This window comes from Ornithinimicrobium panacihumi (assembly GCF_052073805.1).
GTDB classification, from domain to species: Bacteria; Actinomycetota; Actinomycetes; order Actinomycetales; family Dermatophilaceae; genus Ornithinicoccus; species Ornithinicoccus panacihumi.
In genome coordinates this window covers 41,992-51,718 of sequence record NZ_JBQGWG010000024.1, presented here as the reverse complement: position 1 = coordinate 51,718, position 9,727 = coordinate 41,992, and the positions used below count along the sequence as shown (strand labels likewise).

Annotated in this window: 9 protein-coding genes; 6 read left to right on the top strand and 3 right to left on the bottom strand. The window is 71.9% G+C overall.

Going from position 1 to position 9,727, the window contains the following annotated elements:
* Positions 1-67: 67 nt before the first annotated feature.
* A complete protein-coding gene (locus ACTMMA_RS15915) occupies positions 68-634 on the bottom strand; it encodes a helix-turn-helix domain-containing protein (protein ID WP_441191101.1) in 567 nt (188 codons plus the stop codon).
* A 112-nt stretch (positions 635-746) separates the two neighbouring features.
* Positions 747-1,625: a RecB family exonuclease gene (locus tag ACTMMA_RS15910; protein WP_441191100.1), complete on the bottom strand. Its 879-nt coding sequence runs from the start codon at positions 1,623-1,625 to the stop codon at positions 747-749.
* Positions 1,626-1,668: 43 nt separating this feature from the next.
* Between ACTMMA_RS15910 and ACTMMA_RS15905 the strand changes: the two genes are divergently transcribed.
* From ACTMMA_RS15905 to arc, 3 genes are read left to right on the top strand one after another with little or no spacing between them, the layout of a single operon-like run.
* A complete protein-coding gene (locus tag ACTMMA_RS15905; RefSeq protein WP_441191099.1) occupies positions 1,669-2,772 on the top strand; it encodes a site-2 protease family protein in 1,104 nt (367 codons plus the stop codon).
* A gap of 9 nt (positions 2,773-2,781) precedes the next feature.
* Positions 2,782-3,843 (top strand): tRNA (adenine-N1)-methyltransferase, encoded by a 1,062-nt coding sequence (locus ACTMMA_RS15900; RefSeq protein ID WP_441191098.1) that lies wholly within the window; start codon positions 2,782-2,784, stop codon positions 3,841-3,843.
* Positions 3,840-5,495, top strand: a complete 1,656-nt coding sequence (gene arc, locus ACTMMA_RS15895; RefSeq protein ID WP_441191097.1) for a proteasome ATPase — start codon at positions 3,840-3,842, stop codon at positions 5,493-5,495. The genes ACTMMA_RS15900 and arc overlap by 4 nt, the downstream gene beginning before the upstream one ends.
* 21 nt (positions 5,496-5,516) lie before the next feature.
* Here the strand turns inward: arc and ACTMMA_RS15890 are convergent, their stop codons facing one another.
* Positions 5,517-5,882, bottom strand: coding sequence for a DUF3054 domain-containing protein (locus ACTMMA_RS15890; protein ID WP_441191096.1), 366 nt, complete (start codon positions 5,880-5,882; stop codon positions 5,517-5,519).
* Positions 5,883-5,917: 35 nt separating this feature from the next.
* Between ACTMMA_RS15890 and ACTMMA_RS15885 the strand changes: the two genes are divergently transcribed.
* Genes ACTMMA_RS15885 through ACTMMA_RS15875 form a run of 3 tightly spaced genes read left to right on the top strand, consistent with a single transcriptional unit; the run spans position 5,918 to position 9,716 of the window.
* Positions 5,918-7,117 (top strand): MFS transporter, encoded by a 1,200-nt coding sequence (locus ACTMMA_RS15885; protein ID WP_441191095.1) that lies wholly within the window; start codon positions 5,918-5,920, stop codon positions 7,115-7,117.
* Between the two features lie 20 nt (positions 7,118-7,137).
* Positions 7,138-9,156, top strand: coding sequence for an MFS transporter (locus ACTMMA_RS15880; protein ID WP_441191094.1), 2,019 nt, complete (start codon positions 7,138-7,140; stop codon positions 9,154-9,156).
* Positions 9,153-9,716 carry a TetR/AcrR family transcriptional regulator gene (locus tag ACTMMA_RS15875; RefSeq protein ID WP_441191093.1) on the top strand — a complete coding sequence of 188 codons (564 nt, stop codon included), beginning with the start codon at positions 9,153-9,155 and terminating at the stop codon, positions 9,714-9,716. The genes ACTMMA_RS15880 and ACTMMA_RS15875 overlap by 4 nt, the downstream gene beginning before the upstream one ends.
* Positions 9,717-9,727: the final 11 nt, after the last annotated feature.

Below are 9,727 nucleotides of genomic sequence, written 5' to 3'. Positions count from 1 at the left end.
CTCGGCGAGCTCGCCCTCGTCTACCCCGACCGCGTAAACGCCTACCTCTAACCCAATGTGACCCACATCACTTACACAAACATCTTGACAAGCTCGCGGCCTTGGCCCGGCCGGCGGCCCGGTCCTGGGCCGAGCCGCGCCCGTGCACCGCCCACCCGCCGCCGTCGGGGATCCGGCCGATCTTCTTCACGTCCACGTGGATCATGTCCCCGGGCCGGTCCCACTCGTACCGGCGCACCGGCTCACGCAGGTCCTGCCCGTCCACGTCCAGGTCCCGCAGCCGGGAGACGCCGTGACGAACCAGGATCCGGTAGATCGTGGAGGCCGGCAGCACGATGCCCTCCTCGGCGGCCAGCCCGACCAGCTGGACCGGTCCGACCTTGTGCTCGCGGCGCAGCGCCACCACCCGGGCCTCGATCGCCGGGTCGGTCTGGTTCGGGCTGGACCCCGGCCGGCTGGAGCGGTCCTCCAGCCCGGCCTCGCCCTCCGCGAGCCATCGCGAGTACCACTTGCCCAAGGTCTGGCGTGCGATCCCGGCCTCGGCCGCGACGTGACAGATCGGCCGACCAGCATCGACACGCTCGCACAGACGACGGCGTCCCTCAGGAGTCAACGGAGCATTACGGTGGGTCATCGAGGGTCCTTCTTCTCGGAGTGTTTGCTTGGTCGCTACACACCGAACCAAGAAGGACCCTCACCTACCTACCAGCCACGCCCGGTGTCACCAACCTCCCTGCGCAGAACACCTAGTCCGCGTCCGTGACGGGGTCGGTGCGGCTCGCGGCACGCGGGTCCAGCGCGCGTTGCTCGGCGTCCGCGGGCAACGGCGGGGGAGTGCCGCCCCAGGCCGGGCAGATCTCCTGGTAGGAGCACCACGAGCAGGCCCGGCCCCGGTTGGGCCGCCAGTCACCGGTCTGCGCCGCCTGCCGGATCGCCCGCCACAGCGCCATGATCTTGCGCTCGGTCGCGAGCAGCTCGCGCTCGGTGGGGTCGATCCACAGCACCTGGCCGTCACGCAGATAGACCAGCTGGAGCCGGTCGGGCCGCTGCCCCAGGGTGCGCCACAGCGCCAGCGCGTAGAACTTCAGCTGGAACAGCGCCCGCCCCTCGAAGGTCTCCGACGGGGCGCGGCCGGTCTTGTAGTCGACGATCCGCAGACGTCCGTCGGGCGCGCGGTCCAGCCGGTCGACGATGCCCCGGATCGTCAGGTCGCCGATCACCTGGTCGCCCACTGTCGCCTCGACGTAGAGCTCCCGCTCGGCCGGCTCCAGGGCGGTGGGGTCCTCCAGCCCGAACCAGCGCGAGATCAGCTGGCCGGCCTCGGCATACCACTCCTCGTGGGTCCTGGGCTCGACCGCCTCGGCCGAGACGAGCCCGGCGAGGTCGGGCTCCGCGGAAAGCATCCGGGCCCACTCCTGGGGCACCAGGGAGGTGGCCGCCTCGATGGTGCGTTGGTCCGCGGGCAGGTCGAAGACCCGCTCCAGGACGGCGTGGACGAGGGTGCCCCGGGCCGCCGCGGCGCTCGGCTCCTCGGGCAGCTGGTCCACCACCCGGAAGCGGTAGAGGAGCGGGCACTGCATGAAGTCGGCGGCCCGTGAGGGGGACAGGGCTGACCTCAGGTGCATGCCCGCAACCTTATGCAGCACCACCGACAGCTAGGTTGTCCGCATGTCTTCGGAGCCGTCGCACGGGTGGCGCATGGGGTCCCTGGCCGGGATCCCCGTCTACCTCGGCCGCAGCTGGGTGCTGGTCGCCGGGCTGATCGTGCTGCTCTTCGGCCCGACCGTGCAGCGCTCCCTGCCCCACCTGGGGGCCGGGGGGTATGCGGTCGCCCTCGCCTTCGCCCTGCTCCTGCTGATCTCGGTGCTGGTGCACGAGGCGGCGCACGGGCTGGTCGCTCAACGGGTCGGCTTCGGCGTGTCCCGGATCGTGGCCGACTTCTGGGGCGGGCACACAGCCCACGACGGGGCGGGTGGCACCCCCGGGCGCAGCGCCGCGGTCTCGGTCGTGGGGCCGCTGGCCAACGGGGTCCTGGCCCTCATCGGCTGGGGGCTGATGCAGTGGGTGGACACCGGTGTCGCCGGGCTGCTCATGCTGGCCTTCACGGCCGCGAACGCCTTCGTGGCCGTCTTCAACCTCGTGCCCGGCCTGCCGCTCGACGGTGGCTTCCTGCTGGAGGCGCTGGTCTGGAAGGCCAGCGGCAACCGCCACCTGGGGACCCTCGTCGCCGGCTGGATGGGCCGCCTCCTCGTGATCCTCATCGTGCTGTGGGTGCTGGCGCCGACCTTTCTCGAGGGTCGACGCCTCCAGATCTCCTCGGTCCTGTGGGCGCTGCTCATCGGCGCCTTCCTGTGGCAGGGCGCCAGCCAGGCCGTGCGTGCCGGGCGGCTCCGCCTCGACGCCTCCCGGCGTCGCCTCGGCGAGGTCGCCCGGGAGGTCGGCGTGGTGGAGGCGGCCACGCCGCTGTCGACCGTCGCCTGGGGCTCGCGGTCGCTGTGGTTCGTCGTCGATGGTGGAGGCTTGCTCGAGGGCGTGGTCGACCCGGGCAGCCTCAGGAGCGTCCCGGCCGCTGCCTGGGGGCAGACCCAGGCCTCCGCGGTCGCGGTGCGGCTCCCGCAGGGCTGGGCCGCGACCCTGTCGCCCGAGTCCTCCGTCGACGAGGCCCTGGAGGTCATGCGGCGCACCGGCACCGGGATCGTCGGCCTGCTGGCGCAGGACGGTCGGCCCTGGGGCGCGGTGCTGGTGGACGACCTCACCCGACGCCGCTCGTAGACTGACGCGGTGACCGACCCCATCCCTGCCGACCAGACGACCACGACCGGGGCGGACCTGCGTCGTGGTCCCTTCCGGGCCGGCGACCGCGTGCAGCTGACCGATCCCAAGGGCCGCCTGCACACCGTCACCCTCGAGCCGGGCAAGACCTTCCACACCCACCGGGGCCACATCGCCCACGACGACCTCATCGGCGCTCCCGACGGGTCCGTGGTGCGGCACACCTCCGGCGTGGACTACCTCGCGCTGCGCCCCTTGCTGTCCGACTACGTGCTGTCCATGCCGCGCGGCGCCCAGGTCGTCTACCCCAAGGACGCCGGGCAGATCGTCACCTACGCCGACATCTTCCCCGGTGCGACCGTGGTCGAGGCCGGCGTCGGCTCCGGCGCGCTCTCCCTCTCCCTGCTGCGGGCCGTCGGCGACACCGGACGGCTCTACAGCTTCGAGCGCCGTGAGGACTTCGCCGAGATCGCCCGGGCCAACGCCCGCGCCTTCTTCGGCCAGGACCACCCCGCCTGGACCGTGACCGTCGGCGACCTCGTCGAGGCGCTGCCCCGGACGGTGGAGCCGGGCTCGGTCGACCGGGTCGTCCTCGACATGCTCGCCCCGTGGGAGTGCCTCGACGCCGTCCACGAGGCGCTGGCGCCCGGCGGCGTGCTGATCTGCTACGTCGCCACCGCCACCCAGCTCTCCCGCGTCGCCGAGACGGCCCGCACGCAGGGCCGCTGGACCGAGCCCAAGGCCTGGGAGTCGCTCAACCGCGACTGGCACCTGGAGGGCCTGTCGGTCCGCCCCGAGCACCGCATGCACGGCCACACCGGCTTCCTCCTCACCCTGCGCCGCCTGGCCGACGGGGTCGAGCCGCCGCTGGTCAAGCGCCGGCCCGCCCCGGGCGCCTACGGCGCCGACTACACGCCCGCGACCGACGAGGAGTGGACCGAGGAGGAGCTCGGCCAGCGTCCGGTCAGCGACAAGCGCCTGCGCCGCACCGTGCGCGACGCCCGCGCGACCTCGGAGGCGCGCGGGACCTCGGAGGCGAGAGACCGCATACCCGCGGAGGAGGAGCAGTGAACGAGCCCCAGGCACGACCCTTCCGGGAGCGCCATCTCGAGGAGCAGGTCCGCACCCTGACCGCGCGTGGCACCGAGCTCAAGGCGCACAACGACCAGCTCGCCGAGCTGCTCAAGGACGCCCGCAAGCGCATCGAGATGCTGCGCGAGGACCTCGACGCGCTCTCCTCGCCGCCGCTGACCCACGGCCAGGTCGTCGGGCTCACCGGAGACGGCACCGTCGACGTGACGGTCGCGGGGCGGCGGATCCGCACCGTGATCTCCTCGGACCTGACGACCGACGAGCTGCGGCCCGGCCGGGAGGTGCTGCTCAGCGAGACGCAGGCGGTCGTGGCCCTCGGCGGCTACGAGCGCAGCGGCGAGATCGTCACCTGCAAGGAGCTGCTCGGGCAGGACCGCGTCGTGGTCATCGTCCGCGGCGAGGACGAGCGGGTCTGCCGCCGCGCCGGGTCGCTGCGGGACGAGCCGGTCCGCGTGGGCGACGCCCTCCTCATGGACGGTCGGAGCGGCTTCGTCACCGAGCGCGTCCCGCGCCCCGAGGTGACCGAGCTGGTGCTCGAGGAGGTCCCTGACATCTCCTACGACGACATCGGCGGTCTGTCCGGGCAGATCGAGCTCATCCGGGACGCGGTGGAGATGCCCTTCCTGCACAAGGACCTCTTCGCCAGCCACCAGCTGCGCCCGCCCAAGGGTGTGCTGCTCTACGGACCTCCCGGCTGCGGCAAGACGCTCATCGCCAAGGCCGTCGCCGCCTCCCTCGCCCGGCAGACCGCGCACGTGCGCCAGGACGAGTCGGCCACGAGCTACTTCCTCAACATCAAGGGCCCCGAGCTGCTCAACAAGTACGTCGGGGAGACCGAGCGCCAGATCCGGCTCATCTTCACCCGGGCCCGCGAGAAGTCGGCCGACGGCAGCCCCGTGGTCGTCTTCTTCGACGAGATGGAGTCGCTCTTCCGCACCCGCGGCTCCGGCGTGTCCTCGGACGTGGAGAACACCATCGTCCCGCAGCTGCTCGCCGAGATCGACGGCGTGGAGCGGCTGGACAACGTCATCGTGATCGGCGCGTCCAACCGCGAGGACATGATCGACCCGGCGATCCTGCGCCCCGGTCGCCTCGACGTGAAGATCAAGATCGAGCGACCCGACGCGGCCGGTGCCCGCGACATCTTCACCAAGTACCTCACCGCCGACGTGCCGCTGCACGCCGAGGAGGTGGCCGCGCACGGCGGGGACCGGGAGGCGACCGTCCCCGCGCTGATCGACGCCACGGTGGAGCGCATGTATGCCGTGTCCCCCGAGAACGCCTTCCTGGAGGTGACCTACGCCGGTGGTGATCGTGAGGTGCTCTACTTCAAGGACTTCGCCTCCGGGGCGATGATCCACAACATCGTGGACCGGGCCAAGAAGCTGGCGATCAAGGACTACCTGCTGCACGGCGAGGAGGGCCTGCGCGACGCGCACCTGGAGAAGGCCTATCTCGACGAGTTCCGCGAGAACGAGGACCTGCCCAACACCACCAACCCCGACGACTGGGCCCGGGTCTCGGGGAAGAAGGGCGAGCGGATCACCTACATCCGCACCCTCGTCGGCGGGGCCAGCGGGACACGTCCCGGGCGGACCGTGGAGCCGGGGCAGCCGGGTCAGTTCCTCTAGGCGTCCTCCAGGCGCGGCTGCTCAGGCGGGTATGCGGCGTCCGCGGCCCAGCAGCGCCTCGACGGCGCGCCAGCCGACCAGCCCGAGGACGAGCACGCCGGTGGCCACGGCCACGAAGGGCAGCGCCGTGCCCTGGCCGGTGGCCAGGCGGAGCAGCATGCCGACGATGAGCGTCGACAGGGCGATGACGGAGCCGTCCAGCCACCACACGTGGCGGTCGGCGGGCTGACGCACGACGGCGACCCAGCCCACCACCAGACCCACCAGGAACGGCCAGGCCGTCTCCAGCACGCCGAGCACGCCGCTGGACAGCTCGTGGCTGGCCCGACCGGCCGCGGCGAACAGCAGGACGACGAGCAGGTCGATGAACCAGGCGTGCTTCTTCACCGCTCCATCGTCCCACGCCACGTACCCTGCTCCCCGTGTACTCCCTCCTCCTGACGATCATCTACCTGGCCTTCGTGAGCCTCGGCCTGCCCGACTCTCTCGTCGGCTCCGGCTGGCCGGTGATGCACGAGGACCTGGGCGTCCCGGTCTCCTTCGCGGGCATCATCACGATGATCATCGCCGGCGGGACGATCGTCTCCAGCCTGCTGTCCGAGCGGCTCACCCGTCGCTTCGGCGCGGGCCTGGTGACCGCCGTGAGCGTGGGCCTCACGGCGGGGGCGCTGCTCGGCTTCTCCGTGTCCGACGCCTTCTGGATGCTCTGCCTGTGGGCGGTCCCCTTCGGGCTGGGCGCCGGCGCCGTGGACGCGGCGCTGAACAACTACGTCGCGCTCCACTACGCCGCCCGGCACATGAACTGGCTGCACAGCTTCTGGGGCGTGGGCGCCTCGATCAGCCCGTTCATCATGGGCTGGGCGCTGAGCTCGGGAGCCGGATGGTCGACCGGCTACCAGGTCGTCGGCCTGATCCAGGTGGCTCTGACGGCCGTGCTCCTGCTGAGCCTGCCGCTGTGGGGCCGGGCCGCACTGCGCCGCCGGCAGGACACGGAGGAGAACGGCGAGGAGGCGCTGGACGATGGGCACGTCCCGCTGGCACACGCCCTGCGGATCCCGGGGGTCCCGCTCATGCTCGTCGCCTTCTTCGCCTACTGCGCGCTGGAGAGCACCTCCTTCCTGTGGGCCTCGACCTATCTGGTCCAGCACCGCGGAGTGGCGCCGGAGACCGCGGCCACCTTCGGGGCCCTCTTCCTCCTCGGCATGACCGGTGGCCGCTTCCTGGCCGGCTTCTTCGCCGACCGCATCGGCGACCGGCCGCTGATCCGTGGCGGCTTCACGGTGGTCGGCCTGGGCGTGGCGATGATGCTCCTGCCGGTCGGCGCCGGCAACGACCTGCTGGCGCTGGCCGGGCTGGTCGTCGCGGGTCTGGGCTGCGCGCCGGTCTACCCGGCGATCATCCACTCCACGCCCACCAACTTCGGCCGCGACAACTCCCAGGCCATCATCGGGATCCAGATGGCGGCCGCCTACACCGGCTCCACCTTCGCGCCGCCCCTGTTCGGGGTGCTGGGGAGCTGGGCGGGTATGTGGCTCTTCCCCCTCTTCGTCGGCGTCCTGGCCGTGCTCGGTCTGCTGATGTCCGAGCGGCTCAACCGTCAGGTGGCGCAGCGGACCGGCTGAGAGGACCTACGGTGGTGAACATGCGTTCACCAGGTGGGTCGGAGGGGACTGGGCAGCCGGCGGCGCAGCACTCCACGGGCCTGATCATCACCGTCCTGGCCCTCTGCGGCACCCTCGTCTCGCTCCAGCAGACGCTGGTCCTGCCGCTGCTTCCGGACTTCCCGGAGATCCTGGGCACGACCAGCGACAACGCCTCCTGGCTGGTCACCGTGACGTTGCTGACCGCCGCGGTCGGAACGCCCATCGTGTCCCGGCTCGCGGACATGTTCGGCAAGCGGCTCATGCTCATCGTCTGCATGTGGGCGGTGATCGCCGGATCGATCATCGCCGCGCTGTCCACGAGCCTGTTCACGGTGATCCTGGGTCGGGGCCTGACTGGCTTCGGGGCCTGTCTGGTGCCGGTCGGCATCAGCATCATGCGCGACCACCTCCCGGCCGACCGGGTCGGCTCCGGGGTGGCCCTGATGTCAGCCACCCTGGGCATCGGGGGAGCGGTGGGCATGCCGCTGGCGGGCGTCATCTACGAGAGCCTCGACTGGCACTCGCTCTTCTACGTCTCCGGCGGCTTCGCCGTGCTCATGCTGATCGCCGTCCACCTGGTCGTCCCGGAGTCCACGGTCAAGACGCGCGGGCGTTTCGACTACCTGGGTGCCCTGCTGCTGTCGGTGGCGCTGACCTGTTTCCTGCTCGCGGTGAGCAAGGCCGGGTCGTGGGGCTGGGGCTCGCCGCTGACGCTGAGCCTGCTGGTGGTGGCCGCCCTGGTGCTGGCCGTGTGGGTGCCGTGGGAGCTGCGCACCGGCCAGCCCCTGGTGGACATCCGGACCTCGATGCGGCGGACGGTGCTGCTGACCAACGCCGCCTCGATCCTGGTCGGCTTCGCGATGTTCGCCAACTTCCTCACCTCCACCCAGCAGGTGCAGATGCCGGCCGACACGGGCTACGGCTTCGGTCTGTCCGTGGTGATGACCGGCCTGGTCATGCTGACTTCCGGCATCCTCATGGTGCTGATGTCACCGGCCTCGGCCAGCCTCATCCGCCGTTTCGGTCCCCGGATGATCCTGGTGGCGGGCGCGGTCGTGATGGCCGTCGGCTTCGTCGGGCGCTCGCTCCTGCACGGCTCGGTCACCGAGGTCATGATCACCTCGGGCATCGCCTCCCTCGGCACCGCGCTGGCCTTCGCGGCGATGCCGACGCTGATCATGAGGGCGGTGCCCATCACCGAGACGGCCTCGGCCAACGGGCTCAACACGCTCCTGCGCTCGATCGGCACCTCGTCGGCCTCGGCGATGGTGGCGGCGGTCTTCGCCGCGTCGATGCGGCCGACGGCCTCGGGGGAGCTGGCCCCCAGCTTCGGCGCCTACCAGCTGGTCTTCTGGGCCGGTGCGGCCACGGCGCTGGGCGGGGCCCTGATCGCGGCCTTCATCCGCCCGGCACCGGCGCGGGCGGGCACGGCCGCAGAGCGTCACGAGGTCAAGCCCAGCGACGCCACCGAGTTCATCGTCCGGGGCCAGGTCACCGACTCCCGGGGACGCCCGATCCGGCAGGGCGTCATCAGCGTGCTGCACGTCGATGGCAGCCACATCGACTGGTCGCGCACCGACAACGAGGGCCGCTACGCGCTGGCGCTGCCCGAGCCCGGCACCTACCTGGCCATCGCCTCGGCCGACGGCTGGGCCCCGCAGTCGGGCATCGTGGAGTTCCCCAGCGCGGACACCGAGGTGGTCCGCATGACCCGCCGGCTCACCCTCTCCGGACAGGTCACCGACGACGGCACCCCGCTCGGCGACGTGATGCTCTCCCTGATCCGCCACTCGGGGGAGTACGTCGCCACCTCGCACGCCGACCTGGTCGGCCACTACGAGCTGGAGCTGCCCCCGCCGGGCCGCTACGTCCTCACGGTGGTCGACCTGCTGACCGGGCGGACCCGGTCCCGGGCCGTCACCGTCGGACCGACCTCCAGCGAGGTCGACATCGACATGGTGCGCACCCCCTCGGGCGTCGCGCCCCCGACGCTGGGCCGGCAGGGGGCCGACGCGTGAGCGAGGACGAGGCCGAGAGCTGCGCCCGGGAGCGGGTGCTGCGCTCGGCGCGGCTGCTCTTCGGGGAGCGGGGCTACGCCGCGGTGACGATCCGCTCCATCGCGGCGGACGCGGGGGTCTCCCCGGCGATGGTGATGAAGGTCGGGGGGTCCAAGGAGCAGCTCCACTCCCTGGCCACCCCTGCCGAGCCCTCGCCGATCGAGGCGGACGCGCCGCTGGACGGACTGGGGGAGCGCCTGGTGCGCCGGATGCTCCAGCGTCGCGAGGAGGACGCCGCCGAGCCCTGGCTGCGGGCCATCTACCTGATCCACGACGCCCCCGATCCCGCTGCGGCCCGGGAGGAGTTCCGGGCCCGCTTCCTGGGGCGCTTCGCCGACCAGCCCGAGCGTCGACGCCACGCCGACCAGTTCGTCTGCCTGCTGCTGGGTCTGGCCGCCGGGCTGCGCTCCTTCCGGCTCCTCGACCCGGCCACCACCGACCTGGAGGCCGTGGCGGTGGAGTACGGCGCCATCGTCCAGGGCGTGATCGACCGCATCGGTCCCGGCGAGGCGGGCGCGTGACAGGATCGCCC